Here is a 17034-nt window from a genome sequence, read left to right as displayed (position 1 = left end):
TCCAGCGCATGGGCACCACTCTGCGCGAACTGATTGGCGGTATTCGCGACAGCGTCGTACAGATCGCCAGTGCCGCCGAAGAGCTGTCGGCGGTTACCGAACAGACCAGCGCTGGCGTCAACAGCCAGAAAGTCGAAACCGATCAGGTCGCCACCGCCATGCACGAGATGTCGGCGACGGTTGCAGAAGTTGCGCGTAACGCCGAACAGGCCTCGCAGGCCGCGTCCAACGCCGACCGCGAAGCGCGTGACGGTGACAAGGTGGTGGGTGAAGCGATCGTCCAGATCGAGCGTCTGGCCAATGAAGTGGGCCGCTCGGTCGATGCCATGACTCAGTTGGAGCAGGAAAGCGACAAGATCGGCAAGGTCATGGACGTCATCAAGGCGGTGGCCGAACAGACCAACCTGCTGGCGCTCAACGCCGCCATCGAAGCGGCTCGTGCGGGTGAAGCCGGACGTGGTTTTGCCGTGGTTGCCGACGAAGTTCGCGGCCTGGCACAACGTACGCAGCAGTCCACCGTGGAGATCGAAACACTGGTCGCTGCGCTGCAAAGCGGTACGCGCCAGGTGTCCAGCATCATGCTCAACAGCCGCGAACTGACCGTCAGCAGCGTGACCCTCAGCCGTCAGGCAGGTACGTCGCTGGGCAGCATCACGCAAACGGTTTCCAGCATTCAGGCGATGAACCAGCAGATTGCCGCCGCCGCTGAAGAGCAAAGCGCGGTCGCTGAAGAAATCAGCCGCAGCATCGTCAATGTCCGCGATGTGTCCGAGCAGACTGCTTCGGCCAGCGAAGAAACCGCTGCGTCCAGCGTCGAACTGGCACGCCTGGGCGGGCAACTGCAGACGATGGTCAGCCGCTTCCGCATCTGATCACCCAGCGTTGACATCAAGCCCGGTCTTTACCGGGCTTGATTGTTTCTGCACCCGTGACAATCAGGCCTGCGGCGGCTGCCCGTTGGACGCCGACAGGCCACCGTCTACCGGCAGGTTGACGCCGGTCACGAAGCGCGCGTCATCGCTGGCCAAAAAGGCAATCACGTCGCCGACGTCTTCGGCTTCACCCGGGCGCCCCAATGGGATGCGCTCCATGAATTTGGCCATCAACGCTTTGTCGCCGAGCATGTCTTCGGTCAGCTCGCTGCGGGTCAGTGAGGGGCAAACGGCATTCACGCGCACGCCGTCAGCCCCATGGTCCATGGCCAGCGAACGGGTGAAGTTGGTGATGGCACCCTTGGCCGCGTTATAGAAGCTCATGCCCCAGTCGCCGCCCAGACCGGACACCGACGAGACATTGATGATGTTGCCTTTGCTGGCGATCAGTGCCGGCATGGCGGTGCGGGTGCAATAGAACACGCCGTCCAGGTCCACGGACATCAGCTCTTTCCAGTCCTCTATGCCCAGCTCGGTCACTTTGCCGGACTTGACGATGCCGGCATTGTTGACCAGAACATCCAGGCGCCCGAAGCGGGTCGCCACTTCCTTGAACAGCGCTTCCACGTCGCTCGGGTCGGCCACATCCGTGGCTCTGACCAAGTGCCCTTCGCCCTTCAGTTGCGCGGCCACCTTGGCCAGCTTGTCGTGATTGCGGCCGACCAGCACCACGCTTGCGCCTTCCTCGGCAAAACGTTTGGCGGTCGCTTCGCCGATTCCGGAACCGGCACCTGTGACGACGATGACTTTCTGGGTGAAACGATTCATTCGGCAGTCTCCTAAAAATGAACGGGATTATCGGGTGGACTGCACACCCGCCTGCAGCGTTCACTCGCATTTGATTTTGCTTTCGGTGGCGCTGTAAATGACTGATGAATCGTTAAACCTCGACCATGGGTGCGTTGACAACGCGGCGATGGTCTGCAAATAATCCTCGCAGTTGTACGACAACCTATAACGCCAAAAATAAAAACAACACCGAGGCCTGTCCATCATGAACACTCACGCCGCGCCTGCCCGCTCGATCAGCAAGGGCTCAATCATCGAAGCCTGGATCGGTGATACCTCGTTGTTTACTGAACACTCGCACTACCAGACACCCTTCTCGATTCACACCATTCGCTGAAACACAGCGAACGGTACTCGGCCGTCTGCAGGTCGAGGCCATGCCTGGCGACAGGCATCACGTAATCCTCGAAGGTGTCGGCCGCCGCTTGCGCGCGGCCAGGAAAGGGGACGGTTTCACTAAACAAGGGAGCACAACAATAATGACATCTCACACTACCCGCTCAAGCATCCTGCTGGGCGTCGGCGGCATGACGCTGATTTTCCCGATGCTCGGCATGGCCGAGGGTTTCGTCGACGACACCAAGGCCACGCTCAACCTGCGTAATGCCTACTTCAACCGTAATTTCACCAATCCTGCCTATCCCAGCAGCGCCGCGCCGCAGGGCAAGGCCGAGGAATGGACACAAAGTTTCATTCTCGACGCCAAGTCGGGCTTCACCCAGGGCGTGGTGGGCTTCGGGGTTGACGTGCTGGGCCTGTACTCGGTCAAGCTCGATGGCGGCAAGGGTACGGGTGGCACTCAGTTGCTGCCGATCCACAGCGACGGGCGGCCGGCCGATGATTTCGGGCGCCTGGGCGTGGCAGGCAAGGCGCGGTTTTCCAAGACCGAACTGAAGGTCGGTGAATGGATGCCAGTGCTGCCGATCCTGCGCTCCGATGACGGTCGCTCCTTGCCGCAGACGTTTCGCGGTGGTCAGGTCACGTCCAAGGAGATCGACGGCCTGACCCTGTATGGCGGGCAATTCCGCGGCAACAGCCCGCGCAACGACGCGAGCATGGAAGACATGTCGCTGAACGGGCGAGGCGCATTCACTTCGGACCGCTTCAACTTCGGCGGCGGCGAGTATGTCTTCAACGACAAGCTTACTCAGGTAGGCGTCTGGTACTCGGAACTGCAGGACATCTACCAGCAGCAATTCTTCAACCTGCTGCACAGCCAGCCGCTCGGCGACTGGACCCTGGGCGCGAATCTGGGTTACTTCATCGGCAAGGAAGACGGCAACAAACTGGCCGGCGACCTGGATAACAAGACGGCCTACGCGCTGCTCTCGGCCCGCTATGGCGGCAGCACCTTCTATGTCGGCCTGCAAAAACTCACCGGCGACACCGCGTGGATGCGCGTCAACGGCACCAGTGGCGGTACGCTGGCCAACGACAGTTACAACTCCAGCTACGACAACGCCAAAGAGAAATCCTGGCAACTGCGCCACGACTACAACTTCGCGACGCTGGGCGTACCCGGCCTGACCCTGATGAACCGCTACATCAGCGGCGACAATGTGCACACCGGCAACATCACCGACGGCAAGGAATGGGGCCGGGAATCCGAACTGGCCTATACCGTACAAAGCGGTGCGCTGAAGAACCTGAACGTCAAATGGCGCAACTCCAGCCTGCGTCGCGATTTCAGCACCAACGAATTCGACGAGAATCGCGTGTTCGTCAGCTACCCTATTTCGTTGCTCTGAAAGCGGTGGCAGAGCCTGTCGGCGACGGCAGGTTTTGCCTTGTTACAAATGTATCCGGCCAAGGGCGTGCCCAGCCCGTTTTTAGACCTTGGCCGCGTTGACAATCAGCGTATGCGGTGCCGATAATCCGGCAAGTCATACGACAACAGATGACAAAAATAACAATCGGGACTTCTCTCATGGCATCGGCTCATACCACTCAAACTCCCTTCAATCGCCTCCTGCTGACCGGCGCGGCAGGCGGCCTGGGCAAGGTATTGCGCGAAACACTGCGCCCTTACGCAAACGTGCTGCGGCTTTCCGACATTGCCGAGATGGCACCCGCTGTCGACGACCGTGAAGAAGTTCAGGTCTGCGATCTGGCCAACAAGGATGCCGTACACCAACTGGTCGAAGGCGTCGATGCGATCGTGCATTTCGGCGGTGTGTCGGTCGAGCGACCGTTCGAAGAGATCCTCGGTGCCAATATCTGCGGCGTGTTCCACATCTACGAAGCGGCCCGCCGGCACGGCGTGAAACGCGTGATCTTCGCCAGTTCCAACCACGTGATCGGTTTCTACAAGCAGACCGAGACCATCGACGCGCACTCCCCTCGCCGTCCGGACAGCTACTACGGTCTGTCCAAGTCCTACGGCGAAGACATGGCCAGCTTCTACTTCGATCGCTACGGCATCGAAACCGTCAGCATCCGCATCGGCTCCTCGTTTGCCGAACCGCAAAACCGCCGAATGATGAGCACCTGGCTGAGCTTTGGCGACCTGACCCAGTTGATCGAACGCTCGCTGTACACGCCAGACGTGGGCCACACCGTGGTCTACGGCGTTTCGGACAACAAGACCGTGTGGTGGGACAACCGCCTGGCCAGCAAACTGGATTACACCCCGAAGGACAGCTCGGAAGTGTTCCGCGAGAAGGTCGACGCCCAGCCGCTGCCGGCAGCCGATGACCCGGCAATGCTCTACCAGGGCGGTGCCTTTGTCGCTTCAGGACCGTTCGGCGACCAATAAGCAGCGCTTTCCTCTCGCAGCACTCTGGAGACACGAACCGTCATGGATGCCGAACTGATTGTCGATGCACAGAACGCCACCGGCGAAAGCCCGGTCTGGAGCGTGCGTGATCAAGCGCTGTACTGGGTGGATATTCCCAAGGGCGAGCTGCATCGCTGGGACTTCAATCAGGACAGCACGCGCAGCTGGAAAGCGCCGCAAATGCTCGCCTGTATCGCCGCCGACAGCCGGGGTGGCTGGGTGGCGGGGATGGAGAACGGAATCTTTCATTTGCAGCCCTGCGAAGACGGCAGCCTGATCAGCACGCTTCTGGCCGGCGTCGAACACGCGCAGACAGGCATGCGCTTCAATGACGGCCGCTGCGACCGACAGGGTCGGTTCTGGGCGGGCACCATGTTCATGGACATGGCCGCCGGTGCGAGGGTGGGTGCGTTGTATCGCTACAGTGCCGGCCAGAAGACACTGGACGCACAGCTCAAGGATTTCATCGTCCCCAACGGCCTGGCGTTCAGCCCCGACGGCAAGGTCATGTACCTGTCCGACTCGCACCCCAGCGTGCAGCAGATCTGGGCGTTCGATTACGACACCGACAGCGGCACGCCACACAATCGCCGCCTGTTCGTCGACATGAACCATCACCTGGGTCGCCCTGACGGCGCAGCGATCGACGCCGACGGCTGCTACTGGATCTGTGGCAACGACGCAGGCCTGGTTCACCGCTTCACTCCCACCGGCAAACTCGACCGCTCGCTGGTCGTGCCGGTGAAAAAGCCAGCCATGTGTGCCTTTGGCGGCCCCAATCTGGACACCCTGTTCGTGACGTCGATTCGCCCGGGTGGCGACATCGGCGATCAGCCGCTGGCCGGTGGCGTTTTCGCCCTGCGACCTGGCGTGCAGGGCCTGGAGGAACCCACGTTTCAGGGCTGACAGCGCCCTACCGAAAATCCCGTAGCTCGACCAAAAATAACAAAATCGGAGATATCCATGGATTTCAAACGCAAGCTCCTCATCGCAGCACTTCCGCTGGCCTTCTGTGTATCAGGCATGGCCCACGCTGACATCAAAATCAAGTTCGCCGAGGTTCACCCTGCTGGCTATGCGCCGGTCGTGGCAGAGCAGAACATGGGCAAGAAACTCGAAGAACAGTCCAAGGGCGAGATCAGTTTCAAAATGTACGCTGGCGGTGTGCTCGGCTCCGAGAAGGAAGTCGTCGAGCAGGTCCAGAGTGGCGCCGTGCAGATGACCCGCGTCAGCCTCGGCATCGTTGGCCCGGTAGTGCCGGACGTCAACGTCTTCAACCTGCCGTTCGTGTTCCATGATCAGGCGCATATGCGCACCATCATCGATGGCCAGATCGGTCAGGAAATTCTCGACAAGATCACCAACTCCGAATTCAACATGGTCGCCCTGGCGTGGATGGATGGCGGCACCCGCAACCTGTACACCAAGAAGCCGGTACGCCAGATTTCCGACCTCAAAGGCATGAAAATCCGCGTTCAGGGCAACCCGGTGTTTATCGAAACCATTAACGATATGGGCGGCAACGGCATCGCCATGGCCACCGGCGAGATCTTCAGCGCCCTGCAGACCGGCGTCATTGACGGTGCGGAAAACAACCCGCCGACGTATTTCCAGCATAACCACTACCAGAACGCCAAGTTCTTCACCATGACCGAACACCTGATCCTGCCCGAGCCCATCGTGATGTCGAAAACCACGTGGGAAAAGCTCAACCCCGAGCAGCAGGCACTGGTGAAAAAGCTCGCACGTGAAGCGCAGATGGAAGAACGCGTGCTGTGGGACAAGTCGTCAGCCGATGCCGAGACCAAGCTCAAGGCTGCTGGCGTGGAGTTCATCACGCTGACGCCCGAGCAGAAGAAAGCCTTCTACGACGCGACCCAGCCGGTACGCGACAAATACGGTGCGAAATATAAGGGTCTGATCGACCGCATCGGAGCGGTCCAGACCGATCCGGCACTGGCGGCGAGCAACCCCCAAGCGGCCCAATAAGCCTGTCCGATTACGCAGCGGGAACGAGCACCAGCTCGTTCGCCGCCGCAGTGGTGAGCCTTATGAAAAATACGCTATTGCGCATCAACGACACGCTTTATCGGGTCTGCATCGGCATTGCCGGTCTGTCGGTGTTGATCATGACCCTGATCATTCCCTGGGGCATCTTTGCCCGCTACATCCTCGGCAGCGGCTCCAGCTGGCCTGAACCCACCGCCATCCTGCTGATGGTGGTGTTTACCTTCTTCGGCGCCGCCGCCAGTTACCGGGCCGGTGCGCACATGGCCGTGTCGATGGCCGTGGACCGCATGCCGCAGCAGGTGCGCAGAGTCGCCAGTGTAGTGGTGCAGATCCTGATGGCGATCGTCGCCCTGTTCATGATTTTCAAGGGCTTCAAGCTGTGCGCCACCACCTGGAATCAATTCGTCGGCGAACTGCCGTTTCTGCGCGTCGGCATCTCTTATCTGCCGATCCCCATTGGCGGCCTCGTGACGCTGGTATTCGTCCTGGAAAGACTGTTTCTGGGTGACCAGAGTCATCGCGCAGTGATGCGCTTCGACGTCATTGAAGAAAGCGAAGGTGCTGCATAAATGGACGCTTTTATACTGTTGGGCAGCTTTATCGCGTTGATCCTGATCGGCATGCCGGTGGCCTACGCACTGGGCCTTTCAGCCCTGATCGGCGCCTGGTGGATCGACATCCCGGCCGATGCGCTGATGATCCAGATTGCGGGCGGGGTTAACAAATTCTCGCTGTTGGCGATTCCGTTCTTCGTGCTGGCCGGCGCGATCATGGCCGAAGGCGGCATGTCGCGACGTCTGGTCGCCTTTGCTGCGGTGCTGGTGGGCTTCGTGCGTGGCGGGCTGTCGCTGGTCAATATCGTGGCTTCGACTTTCTTCGGCGCGATCTCGGGTTCCTCGGTGGCCGACACGGCCTCGGTAGGCTCGGTGCTTATCCCGGAAATGGAACGCAACGGCTACCCGCGCGACTTCTCGACGGCAGTGACCGTCAGCGGCTCGGTGCAGGCGCTGCTGACTCCGCCCAGCCACAACTCGGTGCTCTATTCGCTGGCGGCAGGCGGCACGGTGTCGATCGCGTCGCTGTTCATGGCCGGGATCCTGCCGGGCCTGCTGCTCAGCGCGGTGATGATGGGCCTGTGCATGATCTTCGCGCGCAAGCGCAATTACCCCAAGGGTGAAGTAGTGCCGCTGCGTCAGGCGCTGAAAATCGCCGGTGAAGCGCTCTGGGGGATGATGGCCATGGTCATTATTCTCGGCGGCATTCTGTCGGGGATTTTCACGGCCACCGAGTCGGCGGCGATTGCCGTGCTCTGGGCGTTCTTTGTCACCATGTTCATCTACCGCGATTACAAATGGCGCGATCTGCCCAAACTGATGCACCGGGCGGCACGCACCATTTCCATCGTGATGATTCTGATCGGTTTTGCCGCCAGCTTCGGTTACATCCTGACGCTGATGGAAATCCCGATGAAGATCACCACCGCGTTCCTGACCCTGTCGGACAACCGCTACGTGATCCTGATGTGCATCAACGTGATGTTGCTGCTGCTCGGCACGGTCATGGATATGGCGCCGCTGATTCTGATCCTGACCCCGATTCTGTTGCCGGTCATCGTCGGTGTCGGTATCGATCCGGTGCACTTCGGCATGATCATGCTGGTCAATCTGGGGATCGGGCTGATTACCCCGCCGGTAGGCGCGGTGCTGTTCGTCGGTGCTGCGGTGGGCAAGGTCACCATCGAAGCCACGGTAAAAGCACTGGTGCCGTTCTATGTCGCGCTGTTCCTGGTGCTGATGCTGGTGACCTACATTCCTGCCATCTCGTTGTGGCTGCCGAGCGTCGTGCTCTGACGTCTCCAGCTGCAAGGCTGCCGGAGCGCTTGAAAGCGCTCCGGCATGCACCTCTGTTGTCCAGCCAAGGAGGCTGGTTTGCGTATGTCTGCCCCTGCCCTGTTTCCGCGCCACATTGCCGTGCTGATCCTGGCGCTGCTGGCCTGTTCGTTTGCCGGCAACCACATCGCGGCGCGCATTGCCTTCGATCATGACACCGGCCTGCTGCTGGCCATCCTTTGTCGCTCCGGCGTCACCTTGCTGGTGCTGGTCAGCCTGGTGCTCTGGCAGCGTGAAAGGCTCAGTCTGCCCGCCAGCACCTGGCGCTGGCAGCTGCTTCTGGGGTTGCTGATCGCCACTCAGAGCTTTTGCATCTACTCGGCGGTGGCACGTATTCCGGTGGCCCTGGCCTTGCTGGTGGTCAATGTCTCGCCGATCTTGCTGGCGTTGCTGACCTGGGCATTGGGGGGAGCCAGGCCGACACGGCGCGCAGCAGGCCTGATGGGCTTGATCCTGTTTGGCCTGACGCTGGCGCTGGACGTGCCACAGCGCCTGTCGAACCCCGGCAGCAGCGAGCCGCAATGGCTGGAGGGCGTCGCCTACGCGTCGACCGCTGCGGTGGTGTTCGCCTTTGCGCTGTGGATTACCGATAACAAACTGGCGGGCATGCGCGGCAGCGTACGCAGCATGCTGACCATGGCCGTGGTGTTCGTCGTCGCGGCCATCGCCGGCAGCAGCGGCGTGCTGCCCGGCGGCGTGGGTCTGCCGACGAGTTCTGTCGGCTGGACCGCACTGGCCAGTCTGGTGGTTTTGTACGGGCTGGGCTTTTCGCTGCTGTTCATCTGCATGGCGCGTCTGGACATCGCCCGCAACGCGCCAGTGATGAATATCGAGCCGGTGGCCAGCCTGCTGTTTGGCTGGCTGATTCTCGATCAATTGCTCAGCAGCGGTCAGGTGGTCGGCGGGCTGATCGTGGTCAGCGGCATCGTGCTGCTGACCTGGCGTCGCGCCCGGTCGCCTGACCCTCAATCATCCAGAAAGGCTTTGAAGCATGTCCACGAACGTACTGACCCTTGAAGATGGCCTGACCCGCCTGACACTGGCCCCCGACATCGGCGGCAGTATCGTCAACTGGAGCGTCCTGGCCAGCGGGCAACCCCTGCTGCGCCCTAGCGACGAACAGGCTCTGGCGGCCGGGACGCCCCGTCGGCTGGCCTGCTACCCGCTGGCGCCGTGGTCGAACCGGATCGGCAACGGCGGTTTCGAGACACCAGACGGCTGGCTGGCCCTGGAACCAAACAGCGCCAACGACCCGCTGCCGATCCATGGCAGTGCGTGGCAGCAGCCATGGACGGTCATCGAGCAGAAGCCTCGGCAGATCTGCCTGCAACTCGACAGCCAGACACCCTTCGCCTACCGCGCGCAACTGCGCTACACCCTGCACGAGGGCACGCTGAGCATCCAACTGAGCACCACCCATCAGGACAGCCGCGCCATCTGGCACGGGCTGGGCCTGCACCCGTACTTGCCACGCACCGCCCACACTCGCTTGCAGGCCAGGGCTGCACAGGTCTGGCTATGCGACGAAGCCGGTTTGCCCCGCGCCTTGCAGGACCTGGCCGCCGAGTGGGACTTCCGGCACGGCAACGCGCTGCCCGACACACGTCTGGACAACGGTTTCACCGGCTGGGATGGCCAGAGCATCATCAGCCAGCCGGACCTGGGCTACGAATTGCACTGCCAGGCCACCGGCAGCGAATACTTTCTGGTGTTCTGCCCGCCGGGGCTGGATTTCTTCTGTTTCGAGCCCGTCAGCCACCCGGTCAACGCCCATCATTTGCCGGGGCATCCTGGGTTGAAGCTGTTGCGGCAGGGGGAGTCAGTGACGCTGGAGTTCAGTCTTCGTTACAAGGACCTGAAGCGGGGGTTGTGAATAAGTGTGCGGGTGACGCATTTCAAGTTACAGAACGGACTGGGATATCCCGTTGACATATCCCCAAAAAAACATATTCTTATTCATCCGATACATCAACCAAGGATGAATCACTCATGGAACAATCCACAGTCTTCAAGAGCAATCGAAGCCAGGCTGTCCGACTGCCAAAAGCGGTGGCCTTGCCCGACGACGTGAAACGTGTCGATGTCGTAGCCGTGGGCAGAACCCGCATTATTTCCCCTGCCGGTGAAATGTGGAACAGCTGGTTCGATGGTGAAAATGTCAGTGATGATTTCATGGCAGAGCGCGGACAACCAGCCGAACAGCAGCGCGAATCGCTCTGATGCTCAAGTACATGCTTGACACCAACATTTGCATTTTCACTATAAAAAACAAGCCAGCTTCGGTGCGTGAAGCCTTCAACCTCCATCACGGACAGCTATGTATCAGCGCGATCACATTGATGGAGCTTGTATACGGCGCAGAAAAGTCTTTGAGCCCCGAAAGGAATCTTGCCGTTGTTGAGGGTTTCACGGCGCGTCTTGAAGTGCTCCCTTACGACAGCGACGCGGCGGCTCATACCGGCATGATCAGAGCCGAACTGGCCAGAGCGGGCACGCCGATCGGCCCGTACGATCAAATGATTGCAGGACACGCCCGCTCTCTAGGCTTGGTTGTCATCACTAACAACCAGCGTGAATTCCGACGCGTCGAGGGGCTGAGGGTAGAAGACTGGGTAAGCCAATGACCTCAAGGCTATATCTGCAACGCCTCTTGGTTTTGAGCCCGTCAGCCACCCGGTCAATGCCCATCATTTGCCGGGGCATCCGGGGTTGAAGCTGTTGCGGCAGGGGGAGTCGATGGGGTTGAGGGTCAGTATGCAGTACAAAAAAATCTAGCAAGCTTTATCCATGCGCTCCCCAGCCACAGGTTACTGAATAATCGTCAATGTAGAAGGGCCGCTCAAGCTGGTGACACCCGTGGTCGTGGCGCACGCGTTAAGCTCCAGATTGAAAAGCACATAGGTCGTTATTGCCGTGGAGCCCGTGTAACGGCCAGCCACAATTTCCCCGATACCCACTACGGTTTTGTTCAGACCACCGGTATCGTTGTAAGTCGCGTCGAAATTATAGGTACTGGTCTCTCCATCACCCCACTTTATGATCCACGTTACATCGGTCGTGTTCTGCAGCAGAGCGTTGCAGGATAAGGGCGCCTGAAAGCTTTGGCTGGACGACGCACTTGTGCCGAGAGGCAACACACAAGTCCCCCAGCTGCTTGTCGTCGTCACATTGATTGGCTGGCTGGTGTTGGTCAGGCCTGGCGAAAAAGTTCCAGTGTGAGTTCCTGTACAGACAACCAGGTTTACAGCCTCAGCCTGAGCTCGCTCAGGCGCAAAAAAACCCATACTAACGATGACCAGCAGCACACCGGCCAGCCTGGCCAGCGTAGATGAAGCATGTGCAACGTGAGTGTCCATAATGGTCTCCCTGACCTTGATAACATCCAGATCACACATTAAACAGCCAGCGCTCATTGGGCTACTGGCAGAAATGACAGTGACCGTCTGCATGACCGGCCCGTGGTCATTGTCATGGCCGCACCTGTAAAATGCCTCCACGCCGCTCGTCACATCCTATGATCCACCCCCCACCCCGTTACGTAACACCTCTGCATCGCGAACCAAACCCACACAATGGTGATCAGAAGGTGGATCATGCGCATAACTGCCAGTCTCAGGACCTTCTGTCACTTGTCCCCCTCTCACAGCGAATCGACAATCACCCGACTTTGGATCGATGAAGTCACCGCCGTGGCCCGCCAGAGGGACCGCGACAGCTTCATGCGCATTTACGATCACTTCGCTCCGCGCCTGTTGCGCTACCTCACCGGGCTGAATGTGCCAGAAGGTCAGGCCGAAGAGTTGGTGCAGGAAGTGCTGCTCAAACTGTGGCACAAGGCAGACTCGTTCGACCCGGCCAAGGCCAGCCTGGGGACATGGTTGTTTCGCATCGCACGCAACCTATACATCGACAGTGTGCGCAAGGACCGTGGCTGGGTGCAGGTGCAGAATTCGCTGGAACAACTCGAGCGTCTGGAAGCTCCGGTAGATCGAACACTCGATTACAGCCAGCGCCAGGAGCAACAACTCAATATCGCCATCCAGAACCTGCCCGCCGATCAGGCCCGAGTGTTGCGAATGTCTTATTTCGAAGCGCTCAGCCACCGGGAGATTTCCGAACGCCTGGGTATGCCGCTCGGCACGGTGAAGTCCTGCCTGCGCCTGGCGTTTCAAAAATTGCGCTCGCGGATAGAGGAATCATGATGGGCCCACAACATCATCCGGACGACGCCACGCTGGTCAGCTATGCCGCAGGGGCGCTGTCGCAGGTCATCTCGCTGGTCACTGCCGCGCACCTGGAGCGCTGCGCCGAGTGCCGGGCGCGGCTCAGGCAGGCCGAGGCCATTGGCGGTGTGTTGATGCAGCAGCACACCAGCAGTGTGGTGCCACTCAAGGGCCGATCGGCCATGCTGGCGAGGCTTGACGAGCAGCAAGCGGGGCTCGTACCCGCTATGCATTCGATGCCGGCGGCCAATCAGGACCCGGACCTGATGCCGGTCTGCATGCAGGCGCATTTTGGTCGACACCTGAGCACATTAAAGTGGAAGACGCTGATCCCCGGCGTAAAACGTGTACGCGCTGAAGGCATCGAACAGGGCAACCTGATGCTGCTGAAAATCGCCCCCGGCGTGAGCATGCCGGTGCACAGCCACGAAAGCGGCGAGATGACCATGGTCCTCAAGGGCGCGTATTACGACGTACAGGGAGAGTTCGGACTCAACGATGTGGCCGATCTGGACAGCCATATCCATCACCAGCCCATTGCCTACCCTGACCGGGAATGCATTTGCGTGCTGGCCACTGAATCGAAGCTGCGTTTTCAGGGGCTGCTGGCGCGGATGATGCAGCCGTTTTTCGGGATTTGAAAAACGGCTGCGAGCAGATTGAGGAGCCAGGCAACTAGCAGAACCTGCTATTCAAAAAGGGCTTGAACGCGAGCCAGCACATCGTCGATTATCATCTCGGGAACTGACTCAACACGCTTTGCGCCACGAGCCTCAAGGTCAACGGTTCGAATGTGGTTGCAAAGAACGACACCCTGCGTTTCGGTACCTGAACCGCTTAAAGGCACCGCGAAACCGGCATACCGAGCGAAGTCGCCGCCCTGCGTGATGGGTACAATAATTACAAGGCCCGATGCGTTATAAGCCGCAGGCGTCAGAATCAACGCTGGACGAAAATCGCCCTGTTGTTCACGGCCTGCGGTTGGATTCAGGTTCAGTCGCACGATATCCGACCGGTTGAATTTGACCCGTTTCAAACCTCACGTCCAATTGGCTGCATGGCGTTCCATTCGGCCAATTCTGTGGGTTCAGGCGCGCTCAAATCACATTTTGCCATCAAGTCAGCCAATCGATAATGCAACTTTGCTTTAGCGGGTTTGAGCGTGATGACTTCTGCAGACGCATCAAGCGTAAGGACATCGCCGCTAGACAGGCTCATCTGCTTGAGCACGTTTGCGGGCAAACGAATTGCAGCGCTATTGCCCCATTGCTGAATTTTCACTTCCATAAAGACACCTCATAACGTAGCAATACTGTAGATACCTCACACGAGGCATGCAACCCCAACGTATAAACATAGTATCTACAACCGTAGACTGCCAGCTCAAGATGTCTCGAAATCCTACAGGCTTCCCGAGCCGATAAACCTGATCTATCAGCGCTGAACACTCACACCCAGAGAAGCCAGCGCATCCCAGTACCCCGGGTAGGTCTTGGCGACGCAATCAGGGTCGAGAATGCGGATGCCGGCAATCTTCAGGCCCGCCAGCGCAAAGCACATGGCGATCCGATGGTCGGAGTGGGTATCGATCAAGGCATCGACCGTAGTGCCTGCCAGCGCCGGGTTGGCGGTGACGATCAGATCGTCACCCTCTTCGACCGCCAGGCCGGGTGCGATGGCGCACAGGCCGTTGGACAGTGCCGAGATGCGGTCGCACTCCTTGACCCGCAGGTTGGCGATGCCGACAAAGCGCACCGGTTGACGATTGAACGCGGCCAGTACGGCCAGCGTGGGAATCGCGTCCTGCATCTGCGAGCCGTCGATCACGGCCGGCATGTTCGGGAAGCTGGCGATGATCTGGCTGGCCAGTGCATCGGGTTGCGTGAACGCGTCGCTGGCCACGCCCAGGTCGATAGCGCCCTCGGTCAGGGCCTGCGCAGCCCACAGGTAGGTGGCCGCCGAGGCATCCGGTTCGATGTGGAAATCCGTAGCGCGATAACCGGTAGCCGAGACTTTCCAGGCGGCGTCGCCGATGGCCTGAACCTCGGCACCGAACGCCCGCATGGCCGCCAGCGTGAGGTCGAGGTAACCACGCGCGCCGATCTCGCTGCCTGTCAATGCAACTTCCACAGCGCCCTTGCCACAGGCACCGGCCATCAGCAGTGCCGACACATACTGGCTGGACAGATTGCCGTCGATTTCGATACGACCGGCCTCAAGACCGCCCTTGCCCTTGATGGCCACCGGCGGGCAACCACTGGGTGCGCTGACCTCCACGCCCATGCGCTGCAAGGCATCGACCAACGGGCCGATCGGGCGCTTGCGCATGTATTCGTCGCCATCCACCACGAAGTCGCCTTCGAAGTTGGCCAGTGCCGCGGTCAGAAAGCGTGTCGCAGTTCCGGCATTGCCGAGGAACAGCGCCTGCTGTGGCGCCTGCCAGTGCCCGCTGCTGGTGACCACGAAGGTGCTGTCATCCGGCTCGTCGACCTGCACGCCCATCAGACGCAAGGCTTCGGACATCACGCGCGTGTCGTCACTCTTCAGCGCGCCGGTCAGGCGGCTGGTGCCTTTGGCCAGCCCGGCCAGCAACAATGCACGGTTGGTGATCGACTTGGAGCCCGGCGGGCTGACACGCCCGACCAACGGGCGCTCGACAGGCAAAACAGTGAGGGTGGCTTGAGATCGCATGATGTCCCTGAGCGTCAGCGGAAAAATCGCGATCCTAGCACGAGCGGGATCAAGCCCGCAGTGCCGGTTTCATTCATCGCCAAGCCCGGGCGCGGGTCAGCTTTTCACTGAGCCCGACAGTTGCTGCAGCTTGTCGTTGGCCGCCAGCAACTGATTGCGGTTGGCCGCGACGTCGGTGACGTCATAGATCACCAGACACACATGGCTGATCGCACCGGTGGTCGACCGCAGCGGGAACAGTGTGGTGTTCTGATACATGAACTCCTCCTGCCCGGTAATCGGTTGGTAATTCTTGAAACGCACCAGATACGGCCGCTGCTCCCAGATGGTGAACGCCGGCGTGCCGAGGGTCACGACGTTATCGATTTTCTTGCTGAACCACTTCGCGTTGACCTCCGGGAAAATCTCGAAAAAAGTCTTGTCGATGGCCACATAGGGCACCACACCCGAGCGGTTTTCCATGAAGGTATTCCAGACCGTCACGCGGTAGTTCAGGTCCAGCACCACGATGCCTACGTCAATGTTCTGCGTGACGGCCAGCAACCAATGAAGCTCGTTGATTTCAATAGCGTTGCTCATGGGTCAGCTCATCATGTAGGCGAGTTTTTTGGTAAGCAGCTCGACCGAATCTTCGGTGAACAGCATCAGCAGATCGAAATGCAGATTGTGGCCTTCCACGCTGTAACTGATTTCGACCGCCAGGGTCTTTTTCCAGCGTTGCTGATTGATGCGAATCAGCTCGTCGATGCCGCCCTGCGCGCCCAACAATTGCGGGTGGCCCTGCGAAAAGGCAATGTCAATCTGTTCGGCAATCCCGCTCAGGCAGGCACCGATCAGGATCGTGGACAGGTCGAGGAGCATCTCCATGTCGGAACTGTCGGAGTGATCGCCGCCCATCAGCTGCGAGATACCGGAAATTTCCGAGTCGTGGAAAATCAGCAGCGCCTCGCCTGCAATACCGCCACCGATGTAGCCCTGACACACCGCAGTCAGGCGCTGATCGCTGTGCGCATCGGCCAGCGCCATGTGCAGCTCGCCAACTTCGAGCATGTTGACGTTGGGCACCGGCAACTGCACAAAGACACCCAGTACCTTGGCCAGTAACGCCGCTGCACGGCCCATGGCGACGTTGACGGTTTCGCGGAACGCATCCTGAAAGCTGATCACCCCGCCCTTATTGTTGAGGGCCGGCAGTGCAACCGGCGACACCGCAGGCTTGCCCAGCAGGCCCAGGCGCTCCAGCGTGCTTTTCAGTTCGTCCGGGTCGGCAGGTTTTTTCAGAAACGCCAGCGCGCCCAACTCCATGACCCGACGGACGGCTTCGTCCTGCACGTCGCCCGACACCACAATCACCTTGGCGTCGAGGTTTTCGGCGCGAATCGCCGTCAGCGTCTGGTAACCGTCCATCACCGGCATGGTCAGGTCGAGCAGGACCACCTGGCCCTGACCTTTACGAATCGCTTCCAGGCCTTCCTGCCCCTGGGTGGCCAGCGTGACCGACACATCCCAGTCTTCAGGTAGCGCGCGCAACAGCTGCTTTCGCGCCATGTTCGAGTCATCGCATATCAATAGCGCAAGCGTGGACATCTTGTGGTTCTCACTGCAGGAAAATCAGGCTGACCACGGCGGACAGCACGTATACGTTTGACGGCACCATCGGAAGCGACTGACTTCGAGCCTATAACGCGAGATCAGCAACATTCAAACTAAACCTATAGCTTAAG

At 59.8% G+C, this 17034-nt stretch carries 21 protein-coding genes and 1 pseudogene; 15 read left to right on the top strand and 7 right to left on the bottom strand.

Annotated features, from left to right (window positions below):
- The first annotated feature begins 8 nt into the window (after positions 1–8).
- Positions 9–872 carry a methyl-accepting chemotaxis protein gene (locus AC54XV_RS05195; RefSeq protein WP_370661162.1) on the top strand — a complete coding sequence of 288 codons (864 nt, stop codon included), beginning with the start codon at positions 9–11 and terminating at the stop codon, positions 870–872.
- A gap of 63 nt (positions 873–935) precedes the next feature.
- Here the strand turns inward: AC54XV_RS05195 and budC are convergent, their stop codons facing one another.
- Entirely contained in the window at positions 936–1700 is a 765-nt protein-coding gene (gene budC / locus AC54XV_RS05190; protein ID WP_003404822.1) for a meso-2,3-butanediol dehydrogenase, read from the bottom strand.
- A gap of 226 nt (positions 1701–1926) precedes the next feature.
- Here budC and AC54XV_RS05185 point away from each other — a divergent pair, with 226 nt between their 5' ends.
- The 12 genes and pseudogenes from AC54XV_RS05185 to AC54XV_RS05130 form a co-directional block, all read left to right on the top strand.
- The gene (locus tag AC54XV_RS05185) at positions 1927–2058 is read left to right on the top strand and encodes a hypothetical protein (protein ID WP_257207041.1); all 132 of its coding nucleotides are present in this window, start codon (positions 1927–1929) and stop codon (positions 2056–2058) included.
- A gap of 142 nt (positions 2059–2200) precedes the next feature.
- Entirely contained in the window at positions 2201–3469 is a 1269-nt protein-coding gene (locus AC54XV_RS05180) for an OprD family porin (RefSeq protein ID WP_096126465.1), read from the top strand.
- A 179-nt stretch (positions 3470–3648) separates the two neighbouring features.
- The gene (locus tag AC54XV_RS05175; RefSeq protein ID WP_003404814.1) at positions 3649–4476 is read left to right on the top strand and encodes an NAD-dependent epimerase/dehydratase family protein; all 828 of its coding nucleotides are present in this window, start codon (positions 3649–3651) and stop codon (positions 4474–4476) included.
- A gap of 42 nt (positions 4477–4518) precedes the next feature.
- A complete protein-coding gene (locus tag AC54XV_RS05170; protein ID WP_011266702.1) occupies positions 4519–5403 on the top strand; it encodes a glucurono-1,5-lactonase in 885 nt (294 codons plus the stop codon).
- A 57-nt stretch (positions 5404–5460) separates the two neighbouring features.
- On the top strand, positions 5461–6486 hold the full coding sequence (locus tag AC54XV_RS05165; RefSeq protein ID WP_024652567.1) for a TRAP transporter substrate-binding protein: 1026 nt from the start codon (positions 5461–5463) through the stop codon (positions 6484–6486).
- A gap of 62 nt (positions 6487–6548) precedes the next feature.
- Positions 6549–7076, top strand: coding sequence for a TRAP transporter small permease (locus tag AC54XV_RS05160; protein ID WP_003404809.1), 528 nt, complete (start codon positions 6549–6551; stop codon positions 7074–7076).
- Positions 7077–8357, top strand: coding sequence for a TRAP transporter large permease (locus AC54XV_RS05155; protein WP_003404808.1), 1281 nt, complete (start codon positions 7077–7079; stop codon positions 8355–8357). It abuts the gene before it with no gap.
- Between the two features lie 84 nt (positions 8358–8441).
- Positions 8442–9413: an EamA family transporter gene (locus tag AC54XV_RS05150; RefSeq protein WP_116866145.1), complete on the top strand. Its 972-nt coding sequence runs from the start codon at positions 8442–8444 to the stop codon at positions 9411–9413.
- A complete protein-coding gene (locus AC54XV_RS05145) occupies positions 9388–10269 on the top strand; it encodes an aldose 1-epimerase (protein WP_024643180.1) in 882 nt (293 codons plus the stop codon). Before AC54XV_RS05150 ends, AC54XV_RS05145 begins: the two co-directional genes overlap by 26 nt.
- Positions 10270–10385: 116 nt before the next feature.
- Positions 10386–10616, top strand: a complete 231-nt coding sequence (gene vapB / locus AC54XV_RS05140; protein ID WP_024640185.1) for a type II toxin-antitoxin system VapB family antitoxin — start codon at positions 10386–10388, stop codon at positions 10614–10616.
- The gene (gene vapC, locus AC54XV_RS05135; protein ID WP_024643178.1) at positions 10616–11020 is read left to right on the top strand and encodes a type II toxin-antitoxin system tRNA(fMet)-specific endonuclease VapC; all 405 of its coding nucleotides are present in this window, start codon (positions 10616–10618) and stop codon (positions 11018–11020) included. The genes vapB and vapC overlap by 1 nt, the downstream gene beginning before the upstream one ends.
- A 31-nt stretch (positions 11021–11051) precedes the next feature.
- Positions 11052–11171, top strand: a pseudogene (locus tag AC54XV_RS05130) (aldose 1-epimerase); the annotation flags it as partial.
- 32 nt (positions 11172–11203) lie between these two features.
- On the opposite strand, the gene AC54XV_RS05125 reads toward AC54XV_RS05130, so the two are convergent.
- Complete coding sequence (locus tag AC54XV_RS05125) at positions 11204–11845, bottom strand: hypothetical protein (RefSeq protein ID WP_235592047.1); 642 nt, start codon at positions 11843–11845, stop codon at positions 11204–11206.
- Between the two features lie 240 nt (positions 11846–12085).
- On the opposite strand from AC54XV_RS05125, the gene AC54XV_RS05120 reads away from it, so the two are divergent.
- Together AC54XV_RS05120 and AC54XV_RS05115 are read left to right on the top strand one after the other, a co-directional pair.
- The gene (locus AC54XV_RS05120; protein ID WP_003345995.1) at positions 12086–12598 is read left to right on the top strand and encodes a sigma-70 family RNA polymerase sigma factor; all 513 of its coding nucleotides are present in this window, start codon (positions 12086–12088) and stop codon (positions 12596–12598) included.
- Entirely contained in the window at positions 12598–13260 is a 663-nt protein-coding gene (locus tag AC54XV_RS05115; protein ID WP_011266695.1) for a ChrR family anti-sigma-E factor, read from the top strand. Before AC54XV_RS05120 ends, AC54XV_RS05115 begins: the two co-directional genes overlap by 1 nt.
- Before the next feature lie 47 nt (positions 13261–13307).
- Here the strand turns inward: AC54XV_RS05115 and AC54XV_RS05110 are convergent, their stop codons facing one another.
- The 5 genes from AC54XV_RS05110 to AC54XV_RS05090 form a co-directional block, all read right to left on the bottom strand.
- Positions 13308–13655: a type II toxin-antitoxin system ChpB family toxin gene (locus AC54XV_RS05110; RefSeq protein ID WP_024643176.1), complete on the bottom strand. Its 348-nt coding sequence runs from the start codon at positions 13653–13655 to the stop codon at positions 13308–13310.
- Positions 13652–13906 (bottom strand): AbrB/MazE/SpoVT family DNA-binding domain-containing protein, encoded by a 255-nt coding sequence (locus AC54XV_RS05105; RefSeq protein WP_003404793.1) that lies wholly within the window; start codon positions 13904–13906, stop codon positions 13652–13654. Before AC54XV_RS05105 ends, AC54XV_RS05110 begins: the two co-directional genes overlap by 4 nt.
- Before the next feature lie 147 nt (positions 13907–14053).
- The gene (aroA, locus tag AC54XV_RS05100; RefSeq protein ID WP_024643175.1) at positions 14054–15310 is read right to left on the bottom strand and encodes a 3-phosphoshikimate 1-carboxyvinyltransferase; all 1257 of its coding nucleotides are present in this window, start codon (positions 15308–15310) and stop codon (positions 14054–14056) included.
- Between the two features lie 96 nt (positions 15311–15406).
- Positions 15407–15889 carry a PAS domain-containing protein gene (locus AC54XV_RS05095; protein WP_003404789.1) on the bottom strand — a complete coding sequence of 161 codons (483 nt, stop codon included), beginning with the start codon at positions 15887–15889 and terminating at the stop codon, positions 15407–15409.
- A 3-nt stretch (positions 15890–15892) separates the two neighbouring features.
- Positions 15893–16897 carry a response regulator gene (locus AC54XV_RS05090; protein WP_003421645.1) on the bottom strand — a complete coding sequence of 335 codons (1005 nt, stop codon included), beginning with the start codon at positions 16895–16897 and terminating at the stop codon, positions 15893–15895.
- Positions 16898–17034: the final 137 nt, after the last annotated feature.

The sequence above is a fragment of the Pseudomonas fragariae (ex Marin et al. 2024) genome, assembly GCF_059621105.1.
Note: the sequence above shows the minus strand (reverse complement) of the source record. Positions and strands in the feature narration are given on the sequence as shown.